The following is a 19221-nucleotide window of genomic DNA, read 5'->3' as shown; positions in this document are numbered from 1 at the left end:
AAAATACCCGCTTCCTGATATAAACAGGAGCGGGTATTAGTCTGTTTAGTGCTGATTTTCGGTGAATGCCTGTTCTTGAAGTGCCGCTGCTTTGTCCGTGCGTTCCCATGGCAGATCAACGTCATGACGGCCGAAGTGACCGTAAGCAGCTGTCTGTCTGTAAATCGGCCGGCGGAGATCAAGCATTTTGATGATGCCTGCCGGACGGAGGTCAAAGTTTTCATTGGCAAGCTTTACGAGCACCTCTTCTGATACTTTCCCCGTACCAAACGTGGCGATCGAAATGGAGACCGGCTGAGCTACTCCGATCGCGTACGCAAGCTGAACTTCGCATTTATCTGCAAGGCCTGCTGCAATAATATTTTTCGCTACATACCGGGCTGCATATGATGCGGAACGGTCGACTTTTGTCGGGTCTTTACCGGAAAACGCACCACCGCCGTGACGGGCATAGCCACCGTACGTATCGACAATGATTTTTCTTCCTGTAAGCCCGGCGTCTCCCTGCGGCCCGCCAATGACAAAGCGGCCGGTCGGGTTTATGAAATAGTTGGTTTTAGCGTCGAGAAGCTCTGCCGGTACTACCGGTTCGATAACGTATTTGTGCATATCCTCTTCAATTTGAGCAAGCGTTACGTCATCTGAATGCTGGGTGGAAATAACGATCGTTTCCACCCGGAGCGGCTTCCCGTCATCTCCGTATTCCACGGTAACCTGCGTCTTTCCATCCGGACGCAGATACGAAAGATTGCCGTCTTTCCGCACTTTCGTTAACTGGCGTGCCAGCTTGTGCGCAAGCGAGATCGGCAGAGGCATGAGTTCATCGGTTTCGTTATCTGCATACCCAAACATCAAGCCCTGGTCCCCCGCTCCGATCGATTCCAATTCATCTTCAGTCATCGAACCTTCACGGGTCTCAAGCGCCTCGTCAACGCCCTGGGCAATGTCAGCCGACTGTTCATCGATAGACGTCAAAACCGAGCACGTTTCGTAATCAAAGCCGTATTTTGCACGTGTATAACCAATGTCTTTCAAAGTTTCCCGGGCAATTTTAGGAATATCCACGTATGTAGATGTCGATATTTCTCCTGCCACCAATACGAGACCAGTGTTCACTACTGTTTCCGCTGCCACCCGGGCATTCGGATCATCCTTTAAAATTTCATCCAAAATCGCGTCGGAAATCTGATCACACACCTTGTCCGGGTGCCCTTCTGTCACAGATTCCGACGTAAATAAACGTCGTCCAATTGTAGACACGCTGCTGCCTCCTTTTTAACTGCCTGCTACGGGTGTACTCTCCCATTCTCGGGGTAGACGAAAAGAAAACGGCAGTAGGCCGTTGTGTACAAGAAAAACCCCTTGTCCCAAAAAATTGAGGGAAAAGGGGCTGTCAGTTCAGCTTTTTCGCCTCTTATCTTTCAAGGCATCTGTCTGCCTCTCCAGGTTAGCACCTTTCCGTTTCCGGATGGTTGCTGGGCTTCTCAGGGACTGTCCCTCCACCTGCTCAGGATAAGAGTATCCGTTCGTACAAAATCTTAACGCAAACCCTATTTGATGTCAAACCTAGTGCCCTCCCCGCTGGCATGTTTTATCATCGCAAAGGAAATGAAACCACTGATACCGGTTCACCGAAACAGTGTGATACAGCTTGCGGCCAAGCGTCTCTACTCCCGGCAGTAAAAATACTGCCTTCAGCGGCTTCAAAGCCGGAATAGTATAACATAATTTTTTTACCGTAAAATAGCCAGCGTACACGTACGTATTATCCTCTACACTGTGCATCTGTTCTTCAAGCGGCTCTCCTTTGAGCATCGGGTACTTTTCAAATAAATCCTCATCATATATAGGCTTCCAATTCACCCTGTTCTTTTTATCTATCGCTGAAAGATAAGTATGGAACCTGGTGCATAACGGACAGTCGCTGTCATAAAATACAATAAATTCCGGTTGTTGTCCCATAATTGTGCCCCTTTCGTTGCTTTCTTACATCTTTTCCCCCTCAGTACCAAAAATATTCATGAACTTTTTTAACGAATGAGTATGTACTATTAAATTAAATGTGTTACACTATTTTATATTATATCCATCATTTATGATGAATAAATCCAACTTCCCCATCATTAAAGGAGTGATTGTTTATGAAGCCGACGTTCGCTTCCAAACCTGAAACAAATCTATTGAATGCAGCGCACGTCCAATGGAATCTCTCGGTCCCTGCGCTGGTGAAGCGCTCGCTGGCTCTGCAGGAGGGAGCACTTACAGCAGAAGGTGCTCTTGCTGTGAAAACAGGCAAATACACCGGCCGGTCGCCAAAAGATAAATATATTGTCGATGAGCCCGACAGTTCTCCTTCTATTGACTGGGGAAATGTAAATCAACCAATGTCCGAAGAAGCGTTTGAACGGCTTTATAACAAAGTGACGGCGCATTTGAACAGTCAGAATGAGGTTTTCGCAAGCGACGCTCTGGCCGGAGCCGATCCCAACTACCAGCTTCCTGTCCGGGTCATCACCTCCTACGCCTGGCATCAATTGTTCGCCCGTCAGCTGTTTATCCGCCCTGACGGAAGAGAAACACCCTCTGCTCCCCCCTTCACGCTTATAGCTGCACCGGAATGCAAAGCAGATCCGGAGACAGACGGTACCTCATCGGAAACATTTATCGTCATCAGCTTTGCACAGCGCACGATTTTAATTGGCGGCACAGAATACGCCGGGGAAATGAAAAAATCAATCTTTTCTGTCATGAACTACCTGCTTCCTGAACAAAACGTACTTCCAATGCACTGCTCGGCAAACATCGGCAGTGAAGGCGCAAGCGCTCTATTTTTCGGTCTCTCCGGCACCGGGAAAACAACCCTTTCCGCAGACCCTTCCCGACTTTTGGTCGGTGACGATGAACACGGATGGTCCGAAAACGGCATTTTTAATATCGAAGGCGGATGCTACGCAAAATGCTCGAACCTTTCCAAACAGAAAGAACCACAGATCTGGAATGCTATCCGTTTTGGCGCTGTGCTCGAAAATGTAGGCATAGACGATGCCAACGGAAAAGTTGACTACACTGATACTCAGATTACGGAAAACACGAGAGCGGCTTATCCGATTGAACATGTCGACGGGATTGTTCCCTCCGGCACAGCCGGTCATCCCTCGGCGATCATCTTTTTAACCGCAGATGCGTTCGGCGTTCTTCCGCCAATCAGCAGACTGACGAAGGAGCAGGCCATGTACCATTTCCTCAGCGGCTACACAAGCAAGCTCGCCGGCACGGAAAGAGGCGTCACTTCTCCAGAAGCAACTTTCTCCACCTGCTTTGGGGCGCCTTTTCTTCCACAGCGGGCTTCTGTCTATGCAGAAATGCTCGGAGAAAAAATCGATGAACACAATGTGCCTGTTTTTCTGGTGAATACCGGCTGGAGCGGCGGCGGGTACGGAGTCGGCAGCCGCATGGATCTTTCATACACCCGTGCTATGGTGCAGGCAGCTCTCAACGGAGAACTTACCGATACAGCCACGGTCGAGGATCCTATTTTCGGACTGCATATTCCTGAGTCCTGCCCCGGCGTTCCGGAAGATATGCTCCAGCCGAAGAAAATGTGGACAGAAGCCGTCGACTACGAGGTTCAGGCCCGCATGCTTGCCCGCAAGTTCGCAGAAAATTTCAAGCGGTTTGACGATGTGCCTGCCTCTATCGCAGACGCCGGACCAACTCAGTTGTAGTTGTTATTTTTCATCAACGCCAGGAATATTCAATGCTAAAAAAAGGAACCGGAGCCTGCGTATGAACAGGCTCCGGTTCCTTTCATTTTAATGTAATATACCCTGCCTCCTCCGCATATTTCACAGAACGGGGAAGCACTTCGTCTTTCATAATAAAGCTGTAGGCGGGATGATCACGAATATTACTTGGAAGTGTTTCTATCAGCACCGGGCCGTCCGTTTCCATATAATCCTCATGAGGCACCAGTGAATCCACCACTGCGATGTATATATTTTTTATTACATCCTCACTCCGGCCGGCCACTTTGTACTGGCCGAGAGAGCGTATCACTTCAATCCTGCCGCCGGTTTCCTCATCGACCTCCCGTACAGCTGCTTCTTCGGGGGCTTCATCCTCTTCAATTTTCCCCCCCGGAAACTCCAGCCCTCGCTGGGAATGACGAGTGAGCAGCCACCTGCCGGCGTATAAGCATATAACCCATACATGCCCCGGCTTGTCTGAAAATGGAGTTCCGTTTAAAGCCAGTTCCACTTCGTTATTGTAGTAATCCCGGAATTTGTAGCAGGTTGTCATATGCTCAGATCCTCACACATACGTATCACTCCACTTCTCTCATCTCTCCGGGGAAATTATTTTTCCTGGCGGCTGTATAATCTTGCAGCCATTGCCTTAGACCAGGAGCGCTGATCGTTTTTTCGCTCGTGAAACTCTTCCATAAGCTGATCACCTTCATATCCTTCGGTAATCAGCTCTTTCAATATCAATTCAGTGATATTTTCATCTTTTCCAGCCATATATGCCTGGATTAACACGCCAAGTGAATGCTCAAGTCTTGTGGTTTTTTTCACGACTCCCCTCAAAAGCGCCGGGGCATTGTCGGGATGAGTGATGACCGCTTCCATCAGCATTTCCTCTTCGTGTCTTTCCCACTCATGAATGATGTCTTCATACTCTGTAGGTATGACCGCATCAAGCAGCCAGGATCTATCAGGCTCTTCCCGGTTAATAATGAGGCCCTCTTTCATTTTTATCTCATGCGTTTCAATCGCGTCACCGTCTTTTTGAAATAAGCTGAGGCGGACAAGACGGAATGTCTTCATGATTTACGGCCGGCAGCCTGAATGGTGCGTTCATATGCCTCTTTTAAGCGGCGTACACCCTCATCGATATGCGTGCGGGGGCAGGCGACGTTGATACGGACAAAACCAGCGCCTTCATCTCCAAAGATATGCCCGTCACTCAGAGCTACCCCTGCTTCTTGGCGCAGCCATTCTTCCAGTTCTTTTTTGTCCATGCCAAGATCCCGGAGATCGATCCAGACAAGGTACGTCCCTTCCGGCTTAATAACATGGGCTTCCGGGATTGCCGACTCCAGTTGATCCTTTAAGTAATCAACATTTTCCCGCAGATGAACGAGCAGCTCTTCCAGCCACTCCGTCCCGTGCCGGTAGGCGGCTTCCGCAGCGACTGTGGCAAACGGGTTGTCGATTCCAACGAAATTGCGCTGCAGATGGGCTTCGTATGCTTTTTGTGAAGCTTTTTTCTCAAAAACAACGTAGGACAGCTGCAGGGCTGCAAGATTAAAGGTTTTGCTCGGAGCCATGCAGGTGATGGTTTCAACATCATAGCCCTCCGCCGCCTTCGAAAACGGCACATGCACCCCGGAGAGAATAAGGTCTGCGTGAATTTCATCGGATACTACCAGCACGTTGTATTTTTCTGCCAGAGCGGCGATCTGCTGCAGCTCCTCTTCGGTCCACACCCGGCCGATAGGGTTATGAGGGCTGCACAATAACAGCATTTTCGCGCCGGCTTTCATCTGTTCTTCAAGGTTTTCCACATCGATAGTAAACCCTTCGTCTGTTTCTTTCAGCGGGTTCTTATACAGCGTTCGTTCATTATTATTCACTAACATATAGAACGGGTAGTAGACCGGGGTCTGCAGAATAACGCCTTCGCCCTTTTCCGTAAATGTCTGAATCAGATGACTGATCGCCGGCACCACGCCCGGGGTAAAGACGAGCTGCTCATTGCTTACATTCCAGCTATGGCGCGTGCGAATCCATTCGGTCGTCGCGTCCTTCAATGATTCCGGACGCCGGTGATAGCCGAAAATTCCGTGGTCAAGTACCTCCTGCATTGCATCAAGCACAGGCTGCGGCGCCTGAAAATCCATATCCGCGACCCACATCGGCCAGAGCTCCGAAGAGCCGTAGCGCTCGGCGGCAAAGTCCCACTTCATTGAGTTTGTATTTTTCCGATCTAATACCTTGTTAAAATCCATGCTTAAAAAGCCTCCTCGTTTCATCTTCCCATGTCTATTCCGTTTTTATTTTATCACTTTCTTTTTAGGAAGACGAATCCAAACGGTTTTTAAACAATGAACCGTTTTGTCTCCACTACAGAGTCCTTCCAGTAATCCGAAAAATCAGTATAGCCGACACCGTCGGATTCTGTGGCGTGAAACAGTGTCTCATCAGATATATACATACTTACATGATTAATACTGCCGTCTCCAGTCGTATCGAAGAAAATCAGATCTCCACGCTTCCAGTCTTCTTCAGCAACATCCCGTCCTTCCTGCGCCTGATCCTCTGATACCCTTGGAAGATCCACGTTTTCTTCAGCGTACATACGCTGCGTAAAGGAGGAGCAGTCGAAATACTCGGTCGTAGTTTCAGATGCCCCCCATTTGTACGGAATACCTGTAAATTCTTCGCCTTTTTCGATCACTCTGGCGATTCTTTCCTGTGCAGGGCTCCACAGCTGGGCTGTGTAGCGGTTCCCGGTCTCTTCTTCTTCGAATGCCAGTTCTTCGGCGGCTTCTCTTGCAGGAATATAAGCCTCTCCGTTCCAGTTGAACCATGCCGGACTCTGTTCAAGCTCTCCCTCCCACGAAGCACCGTTCACCGATAAACGCACGGCCGGGCCTTCTTTTTCCAGTTCCGCTCCGTATAAAGATGCCGCCACTTCCGGACGCAGGTAGAGCTCTTCCTCCGCTTTTCCGCCTTCGATGTACCAGGCTTTGTCATTGCCATCGACATTTGTGATTAAAACGTGCCGATCCGCCCAGTAGCCAGCACCCCCTGCTATGATCATTGCCGCAGCAACACTTACCCACACCCAGTTTTTGTTCATATTTTACCTCCTTCCCGTGTAATTGTTCCGATTATTCTTTCTTTAACATGCTAAAATGAACGTACTAGCAGAGGGGAGTGGTCATGATGAAGCCGGTAATTCTGTTTATAGCCGCCAGCCTTGACGGCTATATCGCTGATGAAGAAGGGAATATTGACTGGCTGATGAAAGCCGGAGGCGAAGGTGATAACGGCTACGATGAAATGTACCGGCGGGTGGACACCGTTGTAATGGGGAGAAAAACCTATGAACACGTGCTCGTCTTAACAGATGCCTTTCCGTACAGCGACAAAGACTGCTATGTTTTTTCCACCAGCCGCCTGGAAAGCGGCGGGCAAGTCTCTTTTGTAAAGGGTGACGTCGCAGAGTGGCTTCAAAACAAACGGCTGGACCCTGGAAGTGGTATATGGATTGTTGGAGGAGCAGATATTATCGACCCTCTGCTTAATGAAGAACTGATTGATGAATACATTATTACCCTCACTCCCGATCTTTTAGGAAGCGGCATCCCGTTGTTTAAGCAACGGTCCGGCCAGCCAAAACGGCTTCACCTCCACAAAGTGAAACAGTGGGGAGAATTGGCCCAGCTCCACTATAAACGGGCTGGAGATCTATCCATTCAGTAGTTTAGACTCATTTTTATCTGTAGGTAAAAGCATTATTTTTTCTGAAAAGTGTGTACTTTTTTTACTCTTTAGGTAATAATAAACATATAGAGTAGCATTCGTCCAATCTGTTGCTCTTATCCCATATTTCATTTTGCTCCTGCTTCCTGCAGGAGCCTTTTTTTATTTTACTGCACGTGTCCGACCTTTTTAATATATTGCCACACCCGTGCCCCCTCCTGTTTATTCAACGCAAATCCGCATTGGCCCGCAACAGAAGCAGATTCCCGTTCAAACATAAATATCGCTGTCTGTAACGAGGCCCAAATGCTTTCGTAAGAGCCCGCTGCATAAGTAGCTGCCAGTTCTTTATTGCTCTTATCCCCCAGTTGTTTTTCCAGACACTTCGCCTCCTGGCCGAAATTTACTGAGGTTCTTTTTTCGAGTACAACCTTCCACTGCAGCATTTGTATCAGCATGCGGCGTATAATATCCAGGTGGGCCTGGGCGTAGAGCATTTCCTTCCGACTCCAGCCTTTGACCACGTATACCGCCACCCACCAAAACTCATTACAGCATTGGTGAAAGAAGTCCTCTTCCGGCATCTTTGTTTTGTAGTCTGTATCTGTGGGAGCAGGAAAATCAGAAACAGGATTATCTTTATCCAGCAAACAGCGGGTCAAACCGTCCTGCTTCCAGTGCAGATACCTGCTTTCCGCAGGCTTTAAGGTTAAATCAATGCGATTGCCATCCTGAAAAAGCATCAGAAAAGCAAATGACTCCCCCGACGGTTCCCGGTATAAATTCATTTCATTCGGCGTCTGCACAATCAAAGGGGGGGCCAAACACTTTAAGCCAGCTCCGGTCCTGAATCATCTGTTCCATGTTTTCCACAAAATAAATAATATCAAAATCGCTGAAAATATCAGGACTGCTATTTACGGCAGCTGCACGGGAGCCGCTTAGAGCCGCGGCACGCACCCGTTCATCACCCCTGGCAGTCTCCATTATCAGCGTCATAATAGCTTCAGGCGTGCGCACAGGCGGCATCTCCTTTTAATCCAATGTCGTCGAAGCGGGCTCGTAAGACAGCATTTGCTGGATTTGATTATGGCTGTCAAGTACAGCCACCGCCGGTTTGAACTCCCGGGCCGTTTCATTTTCCATCAACGCATATGCAATAATTATGACCACATCCCCCGGCTGTGCCATCCTCGCGGCTGCACCGTTTAAGCAAATCACTCCGCTGCCCCGGGGGCCTTCAATCACGTACGTTTCCAGACGGGCCCCGTTCGTATTATTGACCACCTGCACTTTTTCGTTTTCCCAAAGATCCACCGCTTCCATCAGATCGCGGTCAATGGTAATGCTTCCCACATAGTTCAAATCCGCTTCTGTAACTATGGCCCGGTGAAGCTTTGATTTCATCATCGTACGGTACATCAGCGACCCACCCTTTCTTTTTGGCCAGGAGAAACAATGATATTATCGATGAGTCTCGCTCCCGAAAACTGCACCGCTCCTGCAATAATTACCTGCCCGTTCCATTCCTTAACAGGTTTGAGACCGGGATAAGTTAAAATATCCATATAATCAATCGTTCCGGAAATGTTAGCTTCTACTGTATGCTTTGCTTTCTTCAAAATGTCCCCGGGTCCGTAAGATCCTTCTTCTATCCATAACGCTCCCTGCTTTAATCCTTCGTACAGCCAGACGGCTTCCCGGCGTTCTACGCTGGTTAAATTCACATTGCGGGAGCTCAGCGCCAGACCATCAGGTTCCCGTACCGTCGGGCCGGTAACAATTTCTGCGGGAAGATTAAAATCACGGGCCATATTCGTTAGTACAGCGGCCTGCTGTGCATCCTTCTGCCCAAAGTAGGCCCGCGCCGGCTGAACAATCTGCAGCAGCTTCAGCACCACTGTCGCCACTCCGTCAAAATGTCCCGGCCGGCTTTTACCGCAGAGTACATCAGTTCCTTCATGTACGTGCACCCCTGTCTGCATCTCTTCAGGGTACATCTCTGCTGCTGAAGGCGCAAACACTATATCAACGCCCCGGGCTTCGGCTTTTTCAAGATCCGCATCAAGCGTACGCGGATACGCCTCGTAATCTTCATCCGGACCAAACTGCAGAGGATTGACAAAAATGCTCACCACCACTGCGTCGTTTTCTTTCAAAGCCTGTGCCATTAATGAAAAATGTCCTTCGTGCAGTGCTCCCATTGTCGGCACAAATCCAACCATTTCTCCCTGCTGTTTTCTCTCACAGATATGCGTGCGAATTTCTTGAATTGCAGTAAATACTTTCATGAAGATGCTCCTCTGCCAAGATCGTTCAGTACAGAGGCGTCCATGGAAAAAGTATGCCTGTCCTCTGGAAAGGCTCTCGCTTTCACATCACTTACGTAGTTCTCAAGAGCTTCATCAATCTGTGTCTGGACGTTAGTATACTGTTTGGCAAAGGAAGGGACAAAGTTGTCCCCCCATCCGACAGCGTCGTGAAAAACCAACACCTGGCCGTCAATGCCGGCACCGGCACCTATACCAATAACTGGAATCGAAAGATGCATTGCAATACGGGCAGCGAGCTCACCGGGAACGCATTCAAGCACAAGCGCAAAAGCCCCGGCCTGTTCAAGTCCCTGCGCTTCTTCCATCAACCGCTGTGCCGCTTCTTTTGTTTTCCCCTGTACTTTGTAGCCTCCAAGCACCCCAACGGACTGAGGAGTAAGGCCGATATGCCCTGTGACCGGTACGCCGGAAGCCGTTAACCGGGCGATAGTCTCCGTTGTAGCTTCATCTCCCCCTTCGAGCTTAACTGCCTGGGCACCACCTTCCTGCATAAGACGCCTCACTGCTGTAAACGTACTCTCTATAGAGGAATGATAGGTTAAAAAGGGCAGATCCACTACGATAAATGTGCCCGGGGCTCCCCGGCGTACCGCACGTGCATGCATCACCATATCGTCAAGCGTTACTGGAATCGTGGAATCGTAGCCGTGCACGACCATCCCCGCAGAATCACCCACAAGTATTATATCCATTCCAGCTTTTTCCGCGGCCTTCCCCCCCGGAGCGTCATACGCTGTGATCATCGTAATCGGTTCCTGCCGGCCTTTCATCTGTTTAAATACCGCCGTGCTTTTCATCTCTCTCTCCTCCTGCTTCACTCAAAAGATAAAGAATTATCTGATATTTTCGCCGGTACGTATGCTTGAGCCGACTTGTATTTACACATATATATTATCTGACGCCCCTGGCATTTATTCAACCGCCGCGACTTCGTTTATTCAAAAAAATTTCCCAATAAAAAATACCCTCTGGAAGAGGGCATCAATAAATGTTACTTAAGTCGAGAGAATCTCCAAATGTCTGAATCAGATACCGGCGGATCAAATCACGGCTGAAAGGGGTTTCGTCTGCTTCACTGCGCGCTTCATCATCCTTGGCAATGATATGATCTATATGGGCTTTACTGCCATTCACCTTTTGAATGATAGTGATACGGTGGGAAGGAATATGCTTCAGCTCAAAAGTAAGCTTTCGCTTGTTGATCTTAATATAGCTTTCATGAAAGCCCGCTTCAATATGAAACTTGCGGTCGTTTATATTTTTAAATTCTTCTTCAAGATCCATAAAATAATACATGATTTCCCTCGCCGTAGAATCGATCAGCTGCTGCTCGGGCTGGGCATCAATATTTAAATATTTGCGTGTTTTAGTAGCGAATGTATTTTCAAAGCTCATTGATCTTCTCCCCTTTCAATTGCGTATTAATATATTCTGTGCCGGTTCACATTCCGGGCCTGAACACCTTTACCCTTGTCTGGACACTCGCATTAACCGCTTCAGGAAACGCTTCTGCAGCCCTCCGGATAAACCACCCGGCGGACTCCCGGACGTGGTCCGGAGTAATTGTTTTTTTATCGAGCTTCTCGTCCAGCTTTCTTCGGAACTCGGTGACCCCTTCTTTATCCTCACCAAAATACGCGTGATTAACCTCCGGCACCCGGCGGTCGAACGTATATGGGTTAAACTGTCGGTCTCCTTCATCTGTACCCACATAGCAGAACGCCACCTGAGGATTTCCTCTTTCGTCAAACTGCATAATCGCAGCAGTCATATTTAAGCCAAGTTCTTTTTTTACGGACAGGCTTTCGTCATATACCAGCTGCATTTTTTTATCAATTGGCTGTGCTTTATGTGATTCGAGAATCTCTACAAGCCTGGAGCGGTGGGCATCTGTTGCCACACCACTCACAGCCAGCAGCGCATTTCCGGCATCAAATACCTTCTGCGCCTTTTCATCCGCCGGTCCGCCCTCGAGGCTGGCCCCTTTTGAATCCGTAGCAATCATCACAAAAGGATTCCCTTTAGGTGGAACAGCGCTTAATAATAGTCCGGCAGTCATACTTTCACCTCTTCTAACATTCCTTGTACCTATTGGTAATTACCCTCTGAGCGCACGGACAAACGTCTTGCGGAAGCGCCGTTATTTTTAATTTTTATAAGCCACGGCTTTTATTTTTCCAAAAAATCAGCTTTAAATTTTTCGTAGCAAATCTTCCAAAACTCTTCAATGCTCAGCATATCGGCGTTAAGCTGAGTACTTCTTCTGCCGGCTGAGGGGAAAATCGATACGGTTACTATCTTCGGTTCACACTGATACAAGTACGAAATACGGCTCCAGCAGTTAAAGGCCTGGCTAAAAACTAGTTCGTGCGCAGTGTAACTCATGGAAACCCCCTTCCTGTTTCTTCTGGCTATGCTTTTCTTTTGTTGGGTGTGTACCTTTATCTTACCTAATATCCAGCGGCCGCGAGTTGTTTTTTCTCATTCTTCCTAAAACAGTACTTCCTTCACATACCTACTAGTTATACGCACCCGGAAAATCTCCTAAATACGGGCGGGAGAATTCATGCAATACCCTGTCAGCTGCCCGTCTCTTACTGCACTTTTATCTCTTTGTTTAGGCAAAAATATGAGCAGCACCGCTGCTTCCAGACTGGTTTTTCGTTTTTGCTTGCCACCGTCATTATCCAAACACCGCCTTTCCCCATATAATCTACTAATTGCATTTGTAAACAGTTTTAGAGGAAGGCCTACAAAAAAACGCCCTGCTTGCGCAGCGCGTTCTCTATTTAAAACAGTTCATCGATCATTTAACGGGAATCTTCTGCCTGCTGAACGGGTGTCTGCTCAAAATACGCATCCATGTGCTCATACCAGAGCCGGTAGCCTTTGCTGTTTGGGTGAATGCCGTCCCCAATGTACTTTTCCATCTGCCGGGCGTTCTCTGCTTTCTCGTGAAAAGGCACAGAGGCATCTATAAACAAGACTCCTTCAACGCGCTCAAATTCTTCTGTGAGCTGATCTGCAAACTGCTGGTATTCGGCATCCATCTCCGGCTCCGTGTTTTCATAGGTAATCGCCGGATTAGGATTCATCACCAATACTACGGCGTCAGGCGCTTTCGTTTTCACTGCCCGAAGCAACTGATGGATATTATCAATACTTTGAGCGGCCGGAATACCCCGGTAAAAATCGTTTAATATCCCTGTCTCAATAATCACAAGATCCGCTTCTTCAGAAAGCTCGGCATCGATCACTCCCCGCTCAAGCATATCCTCCGAAGAATAGCCGTTTACTCCATAATTGTTCAGCTCTACGTGCTGCGTGTCATCCGTAATGCCATGCAGTTTCTCCCCCAGCCGGCCGGCCCATGATTCGCTGTAACGATCCGAGCCGGTGCCGGCAGCTACACTTGATCCAAACACTTCTACAGTAGACACATGATATGTATCCAGGCGGTGCTGCAGAAATGAATAAATGTTCATCTCTTCCAGTTCTGAAAGGTCCTCTTCCGGTATTTTAGTTCTTTCATTGTTTCCCTGGAAAGGCCCGTTGGAGGAAACCATTATCCAAAAACCTCCAGCTGCAACTGCTGTGAGCAGAAGTATAAACCTTTTTCTCATCTATTATAACTCCTTTTGTCATTTTCGATAGAGAATTGCTCATAGCATAATACACCCCAGCGGCCTCCCACAAGGTCCAAAGAATCAGTTCTTCTCATTTATCACCTTTTTCTTACAATAGCAGTTATAACCCTCAGACGGACGGGAAAACCATTATAAAAAGTGAGGTGAATATATCAATGTTAATGGTGAAATGCCCGGAATGTGGACACGAAAACACGGCCTCCATTCAAATGCCGCCTGAAACGTTAAGCGCCGACTCCAATGTTTCCGGAAACGAACAGCCGTGTGAAAAATGCCATGCCTCAATTCCGTTATCCAACGAAAATCTCTACTATAAATAGGCCGTCACTGTCAGCCTACACACCTACTGTCGAAACAAAGAACGACGCCGGGCCGAGGAGAGTCCCTCAAACCGGCGTCGTTGGCGTGGTATGTATCTTGGAATGAATATATAATACCTCACCTGGTTTTAAACGGCAAGTTTTTTAACTAAAAAAAGCACATATACTTTTGTACGCTAATACAAAACGACACCGATGTGAGAAGTAATCCTCAAATCGGTGTCGTTGGCATAGTATGTATGGTGGAGCCTAGCGGGATCGAACCGCTGACCTCTTGGCTGCCAGCCAAGCGCTCTCCCGGCTGAGCTAAGGCCCCATATTTTTGCCGGTAAAATATCAGCCGACAAAAAATATTGTACCTTGTCTGTCTCTGTCTGACAAGTCCTTTTTTATGTTTTTATGTAACTCTGTAAAAAAGACGGCCTGCCGGCGGGCAGGCCGATTTTCTGCTTACTCTTCATTCAGGCGCGTTTCAAGCGCTGTCTGTCGTTCTTCAAATCCCGGTTTGCCGAGAAGCGCAAACATGTTCTTTTTATACGCCTCCACGCCCGGCTGGTCAAATGGATTGACGCCGAGCATATAACCACTCACAGCACACGCTTTTTCAAAGAAATAAACAAGGTATCCGAAATAGTATTCATTCCATTCCGGAATATCAATAATAATATTTGGCACGCCGCCGTCAGTATGTGCGAGAAGCGTTCCTTCAAACGCCTTTTCGTTGACGAAGCCCATCGTTTCCCCAGAGAGATAATTTAAGCCGTCCAGGTCATCATCGGTGTTTTTCAACTCCAGAGCGCTCCCTGCGTCCTGAATATGAAGCACTGTTTCGAGCAAATGACGCCGGCCTTCCTGGATATACTGCCCCATCGAATGCAAATCCGTGGAAAAATCGACTGCAGCCGGGAACAATCCTTTGCCGTCTTTGCCTTCGCTTTCCCCGTACAGCTGCTTCCACCATTCAGACACAAAGTGCATGTGCGGCTCATAGTTCACCAGCAGTTCAATGGCTTTACCCTTCTGATACGCGGCGTAGCGGATAGCAGCGTAACGATAGGCCGAATTTTCCTTTACGCTCTGAAGCTTGCCCGCTTCCATGGCGGCAGCTGCCCCGTCCATCATTTTTTCCACATCCAGGCCTGCCGCTGCAATCGGAAGGAGGCCTACAGCTGTAAGAACGGAATAACGGCCGCCGACGTCATCCGGGACGACAAATGTTTCATAGCCCTTTTCATCAGCCAGCGTTTTTAAAGCACCTTTGCTTTTGTCCGTCGTAGCGTATATTCTTGAAGCCGCTTCCTCTGCCCCGTATTTGTTCTCGAGCCAGTCCCGGAACACCCGGAACGCCAGAGCCGGTTCTGTTGTAGTACCGGACTTTGAAATGACGTTCACTGAAACGTCCTTGCCTTCCACCATTTCAAGAAGGTCATGCATATAGCGCTGACTGATCTGATGGCCGGCGAAATAAATTTCCGGGCCGTTCCGCTTAGAGCCGTCGAGCTGGTTGCGGAACGAATGGCTCAAGCTGTCAATGGCCGCTTTCGCACCGAGGTAGGACCCCCCAATACCGATCACGATCAGCACGTCTGAATCCTTTTTAATTTTTTCCGCCGCCTGTCGAATCCGTGAAAATTCCTCTTTGTCGTATGTATCCGGAAGATCAACCCATCCGAGATATTCCGAACCGGCACCGGTTTTTTCATGAATCATGCGATGCGCCGTTTCCACCATCGGCTGCAGCTGCTCGATCTCATGCTCTGATATTTCCTGAGAAATATTTTTGCTGTTCACTTCAATTTGCTTTGCCATATTATTACTGCCTCCCTAAAATATGTTTTACTTTCTCCGCCTCTATAGCCCTTCTCTATTATAAAGAAAAACCGGGGCACCCGCAAAACGTTCTTCAAGTACCTGTACCCGTTTCAACTGTATAAAAAAACCGCCGCTCGAAAGCGACGGTTTTAAAGCAGGAATGCTTATTTCCGTACCCGTTTATTCAGATCTGCCTGAATTTCATTGGATTGCTTCAGCCAGTCTTTTAATTTATCTTCAAGAGTATTAAACCCCTGGGTATCGTTATTACTCTGCTGGGCTGGACGGCCGCTGCTTTTGCTTTGACGCGGTGCCTGGCTCTGCGGACGGCTTTCGCTTTTTTCCGGTGCCGGAAGGGTATCCCGGATAGAAAGAGAAATCTTTCCTGATTCCTGATCGACGGATTTGATTTTCACTTTAACTTCATCGCCTACTGACAGTGCTTCGTTAATATCTTTCACGTAGCCGTGGGCAATTTCAGAAATGTGAACCAATCCTTGTTTATTTCCGTCGAGCGCAACGAACGCGCCGAATGGTTTAATCCCCGTTACTTTCCCCTCGACGATTGCGCCTACTTCATATTGCTGTACTGACATTCAAACAACTCCTATAACTTTTTATTAACTTTCAAATTATAGCATTATTTTCGGTATTCGGCAATCGATAAACTCACGGCCTCTTCTTGACAAAAGTCCCGCATGTTCGGTACTTTAAAGGAATAAATTAATTTTAAGGAGGAACCTACTATGAGCCAACCACGCGAGCAGTGGGGAACGAGGCTTGGGTTCGTATTAGCAGCAGCCGGCTCCGCCATTGGCCTGGGCGCTGTCTGGCGTCTCCCATATGTCGCAGGAACAAGCGGCGGCGGAGCTTTTTTTCTGATTTTTGTTGCTTTTACGCTCATTCTCGGGACCGCTTTATTAATAGCCGAATTTGTGGTCGGGCGCCGTACCCAGAAGCCACCGGTCCCCGCCTATAAAACTATTGCTCCAAATACTCCCTGGTTTTTTAACGGTATCATAGGCATGATCTGTGCTATTTTAATTTTATCTTTTTATTCCGTTGTCGGCGGATGGATTATTATTTACTTTGTCCGGAGCCTTGGAGGTCTTGCAAGTGAAGGGACAGATTACGGAGCCCTGTTTGGCTCGATTATTTCCAATCCCTGGGAAGTAGGCATCGCCCATCTTGCCTTCATGCTGATTACGATTCTTGTCGTACAGGGGGGCGTGCGTAAAGGTATCGAACGGACGACCAACTGGATGATGCCCACACTGTTTATTCTATTTATTGTGATTGTAATCCGTTCGCTTACCCTTGAAGGCGCCGGTGAGGGTATTGCTTTCTTTTTGCAGCCGGATTTCAGTGCAGTCACAGGCACCACGATTTTATTCGCACTCGGCCAGGCGTTTTTCTCGCTCAGCCTCGGTAACTCTGTAATGGCTACATACAGCTCCTACCTTCCGAAAGAAAAAAGCCTGATCAACTCAGCGTTTTCCATTGTCGTATTGACGATTATTATTTCGCTGCTTTCCGGGCTTGCTATTTTCCCGGGAGTGTTCGCTTTTGATATACCGCCGGACGCCGGCCCTAATTTGATTTTCATTGTACTGCCGGCCGTGTTTGAGCAGCTTGCACTTGGTTCACTGTTCTTTACGCTGTTTATGCTCCTGCTTGTGTTCGCAACATTAACTTCGGCATTTTCACTGCTCGAGATTATCGTTTCCTCCGTGTCTTACAAGCGCCCGGACAGCCGCGGACGCACAGCCTGGGTTGTCGGTATTCTGATTTTCATCCTCGGCATTCCATCGAACCTGTCGTACGGGCTGCTATCTGACTGGCTTATTTTTGGCAACACTTTCTTTGATTCCATTGACATTCTGACAAGTAACTTCCTTCTTCCCCTCGGGGCACTGATCGTATCTCTGTTTCTTCCATTAAAAATTAAGAAAGCAGACCTGCGGGATGAAGTAATGAGGGGATCCGCTATGGGAAATGGTGTATTCCTCATGTGGTTTACCGTCATTCGCTACATCGCTCCAGTAGCAATTATTATCGTATTCATTAACTCTCTTATCGGATTATTCACAGGATCCTAAAAAAAGCAGCCCGCGGGCTGCTTTTTTTAATCTTTATACTGACGTGCCGGAATATGTTTTTCCTGAATAACGCCTCGGTCAATGAAATCGCGCACAAAGCTCTGAAACGGTTCCTTGTCCTCCGAGTTTTCTGCAAGAGCTTCAATATTGTTCACAAATTTCACCTGGTCGTAATCATATTTAAACTGGCCGGTAAATCCGCGTGCAATTACTTTCCCGTAATGCCAGCAGCAGTTTTTATCTTTCGTGTTTAACGCTTTTGATAAAATCACCAGTGCCTCAAGCAGGCTGTTGGTAACAACCGGGTCATTCTCAGAGTACGAGGCGATATGACTGAAGGCGGAGTATACATAAAAAGAGAATTCTTCATCCAGCATAATCAAACGAAGCGTTTCATCTTCGTCTGTTAAATACGGGGTGAATTTTGTAACTTTAGAAATCGAAAACAGCAGGTCCGTTAACTGGTAAATAGCGTCCTGGGCGGTCATGGGTTCATCGTTTCCAATCGACTTGATCGCAATTTCGGTCAATTTCCGAATACCGAATTCCAAATCCTGCACTTCCGTTTTGCTGTGTCCCAGGTACAAAAACTGGCGGAATTTCTGTTCATTGATCGGCATGTCCGCGCTGCTGTCCGTTTTCCAGTATTTAAATAACGTAATCCCTTCCATTACAAAATCCCCGACACGACGCTCCATTTGAATAACGATCCCGTCTTTTCTGGCTTCGCGTATCAGCTTGCCAAAATCCACCACCTGCAGAAAGCCGGTTCGTTCACTGGCTACTACATGGGCCTCGCCATTTGTTTTCTCCCGGAAAACCCGATTCGGATCATCCGGACGGTACGGCTCAAGGTCGTACACGAGCGTATTCAAAATACGCAGCTGCGATTCTTCTTTCATGGAAGTTGTAATGCTTGATACCTGCATCCATCTCGTAGCATGATTGATAAACAAAATAAAATTAATGACAGAAATAGAAGTCACTACCACGCCGGAGATAGGGAAAATCACGTATTCACTCATGCTTGAATCAAGGAAGAAGAATACAAACAGCAGGAAAAAGAAACATAAATTAAAGATCCCGATCGAGTGCTGGGTTTTTCGGTCAGCAATAAAGTTAAAAAGCACCCTTGGAGTAAACTGGCCCGAGAAGCTCGTAAGCACTACGAGAATCGAGTTAAATGTAAAAGCGTTCAAGGTAAGTACTCCGGAGAGCATCGTGCTGTACATCGTCTGCGCCAGGCTGTATTCCGTGGAAAATACCGGCAGCGAGTTGAATGCCGGCTGCAGGCCAAACTCCGCCCAATAAGCTACAACGGAAAGGACGGCCGCTAGCATAATATAAATAGCTGGAAGCACCCATAAGCTCGAGCGTATTTCATACCACTGCTGGCGGTAAGACATGCTCATCAGCTGCCGGATTTTCTTGGGCAGCATGCGTCGAATAGCATTTTTCAATAAATTCACCCTCTCTATACGAACCAGAAATACGTATGTAAATCCCTCTACCGATTTCCC

General features: G+C 47.9%; 20 protein-coding genes, 1 tRNA gene and 1 riboswitch. Of the genes, 3 read left to right on the top strand and 18 right to left on the bottom strand.

The annotated features are described in order from the left end of the window. Positions 1-45 precede the first annotated feature (45 nt). Positions 46-1260, bottom strand: a complete 1215-nt coding sequence (metK, locus tag BLV22_RS13650; RefSeq protein ID WP_091616484.1) for a methionine adenosyltransferase — start codon at positions 1258-1260, stop codon at positions 46-48. 151 nt (positions 1261-1411) lie between these two features. After that, positions 1412-1519, bottom strand: a riboswitch (SAM riboswitch). Between the two features lie 47 nt (positions 1520-1566). Further along, positions 1567-1962, bottom strand: coding sequence for a thiol-disulfide oxidoreductase DCC family protein (locus tag BLV22_RS13645; protein WP_091616482.1), 396 nt, complete (start codon positions 1960-1962; stop codon positions 1567-1569). Positions 1963-2141: 179 nt separating this feature from the next. On the opposite strand from BLV22_RS13645, the gene pckA reads away from it, so the two are divergent. Beyond that, positions 2142-3725: a phosphoenolpyruvate carboxykinase (ATP) gene (pckA, locus tag BLV22_RS13640; protein WP_091616480.1), complete on the top strand. Its 1584-nt coding sequence runs from the start codon at positions 2142-2144 to the stop codon at positions 3723-3725. 82 nt (positions 3726-3807) lie between these two features. On the opposite strand, the gene ytkD is transcribed toward pckA, so the two are convergent. The 4 genes from ytkD to BLV22_RS13620 all read right to left on the bottom strand — a co-directional run bounded on the left by ytkD (position 3808) and on the right by BLV22_RS13620 (position 6864). Next, a complete protein-coding gene (gene ytkD, locus BLV22_RS13635) occupies positions 3808-4299 on the bottom strand; it encodes an RNA deprotection pyrophosphohydrolase (protein WP_091616478.1) in 492 nt (163 codons plus the stop codon). 56 nt (positions 4300-4355) lie between these two features. Then, a complete protein-coding gene (locus BLV22_RS13630; protein WP_091616476.1) occupies positions 4356-4826 on the bottom strand; it encodes a YwpF family protein in 471 nt (156 codons plus the stop codon). Further along, positions 4823-6010 (bottom strand): MalY/PatB family protein, encoded by a 1188-nt coding sequence (locus BLV22_RS13625; protein ID WP_245724108.1) that lies wholly within the window; start codon positions 6008-6010, stop codon positions 4823-4825. The genes BLV22_RS13630 and BLV22_RS13625 overlap by 4 nt, the downstream gene beginning before the upstream one ends. A gap of 89 nt (positions 6011-6099) precedes the next feature. Continuing rightward, positions 6100-6864 carry a C40 family peptidase gene (locus tag BLV22_RS13620; protein ID WP_091616472.1) on the bottom strand — a complete coding sequence of 255 codons (765 nt, stop codon included), beginning with the start codon at positions 6862-6864 and terminating at the stop codon, positions 6100-6102. An 83-nt stretch (positions 6865-6947) separates the two neighbouring features. Between BLV22_RS13620 and BLV22_RS13615 the strand changes: the two genes are divergently transcribed. Next, a complete protein-coding gene (locus BLV22_RS13615) occupies positions 6948-7490 on the top strand; it encodes a dihydrofolate reductase family protein (protein WP_091616470.1) in 543 nt (180 codons plus the stop codon). A 167-nt stretch (positions 7491-7657) separates the two neighbouring features. Here the strand turns inward: BLV22_RS13615 and BLV22_RS13610 are convergent, their stop codons facing one another. The 11 genes from BLV22_RS13610 to yugI form a co-directional block, all read right to left on the bottom strand. Then, positions 7658-8314 carry an aminoglycoside 6-adenylyltransferase gene (locus tag BLV22_RS13610; RefSeq protein WP_176967782.1) on the bottom strand — a complete coding sequence of 219 codons (657 nt, stop codon included), beginning with the start codon at positions 8312-8314 and terminating at the stop codon, positions 7658-7660. Next, positions 8280-8510 (bottom strand): aminoglycoside 6-adenylyltransferase, encoded by a 231-nt coding sequence (locus BLV22_RS13605; protein WP_176967781.1) that lies wholly within the window; start codon positions 8508-8510, stop codon positions 8280-8282. The genes BLV22_RS13610 and BLV22_RS13605 overlap by 35 nt, the downstream gene beginning before the upstream one ends. 15 nt (positions 8511-8525) lie before the next feature. Further along, positions 8526-8912, bottom strand: coding sequence for an aspartate 1-decarboxylase (gene panD, locus BLV22_RS13600; protein ID WP_091616462.1), 387 nt, complete (start codon positions 8910-8912; stop codon positions 8526-8528). Beyond that, positions 8912-9781, bottom strand: a complete 870-nt coding sequence (gene panC / locus BLV22_RS13595; RefSeq protein WP_091616459.1) for a pantoate--beta-alanine ligase — start codon at positions 9779-9781, stop codon at positions 8912-8914. Before panC ends, panD begins: the two co-directional genes overlap by 1 nt. After that, positions 9778-10620 carry a 3-methyl-2-oxobutanoate hydroxymethyltransferase gene (panB, locus tag BLV22_RS13590; protein ID WP_091616456.1) on the bottom strand — a complete coding sequence of 281 codons (843 nt, stop codon included), beginning with the start codon at positions 10618-10620 and terminating at the stop codon, positions 9778-9780. The genes panC and panB overlap by 4 nt, the downstream gene beginning before the upstream one ends. Positions 10621-10804: 184 nt before the next feature. Next, the gene (locus tag BLV22_RS13585; protein ID WP_091616453.1) at positions 10805-11218 is read right to left on the bottom strand and encodes a DUF3942 family protein; all 414 of its coding nucleotides are present in this window, start codon (positions 11216-11218) and stop codon (positions 10805-10807) included. Positions 11219-11264: 46 nt separating this feature from the next. Then, positions 11265-11882, bottom strand: a complete 618-nt coding sequence (locus BLV22_RS13580) for a hypothetical protein (protein ID WP_091616451.1) — start codon at positions 11880-11882, stop codon at positions 11265-11267. Between the two features lie 751 nt (positions 11883-12633). Beyond that, entirely contained in the window at positions 12634-13446 is an 813-nt protein-coding gene (locus BLV22_RS13570; protein ID WP_091616445.1) for an SGNH/GDSL hydrolase family protein, read from the bottom strand. Between the two features lie 584 nt (positions 13447-14030). After that, a tRNA-Ala gene (locus BLV22_RS13565) sits at positions 14031-14106 on the bottom strand. A 134-nt stretch (positions 14107-14240) separates the two neighbouring features. Next, positions 14241-15599 (bottom strand): glucose-6-phosphate isomerase, encoded by a 1359-nt coding sequence (locus tag BLV22_RS13560; RefSeq protein ID WP_091616443.1) that lies wholly within the window; start codon positions 15597-15599, stop codon positions 14241-14243. A 167-nt stretch (positions 15600-15766) separates the two neighbouring features. Then, positions 15767-16198, bottom strand: a complete 432-nt coding sequence (gene yugI, locus BLV22_RS13555; protein ID WP_079475578.1) for a S1 domain-containing post-transcriptional regulator GSP13 — start codon at positions 16196-16198, stop codon at positions 15767-15769. 150 nt (positions 16199-16348) lie between these two features. On the opposite strand from yugI, the gene BLV22_RS13550 reads away from it, so the two are divergent. Then, positions 16349-17701, top strand: a complete 1353-nt coding sequence (locus tag BLV22_RS13550; RefSeq protein WP_091616440.1) for a sodium-dependent transporter — start codon at positions 16349-16351, stop codon at positions 17699-17701. 26 nt (positions 17702-17727) lie between these two features. Here the strand turns inward: BLV22_RS13550 and BLV22_RS13545 are convergent, their stop codons facing one another. Continuing rightward, complete coding sequence (locus tag BLV22_RS13545) at positions 17728-19161, bottom strand: DUF2254 domain-containing protein (protein ID WP_091616438.1); 1434 nt, start codon at positions 19159-19161, stop codon at positions 17728-17730. Positions 19162-19221 lie beyond the last annotated feature (60 nt).

This window comes from Marinococcus luteus (assembly GCF_900106595.1).
In the GTDB taxonomy this organism is placed as follows: Bacteria; Bacillota; Bacilli; order Bacillales; family Marinococcaceae; genus Marinococcus; species Marinococcus luteus.
Note: the sequence above shows the minus strand (reverse complement) of the source record. Positions and strands in the feature narration are given on the sequence as shown.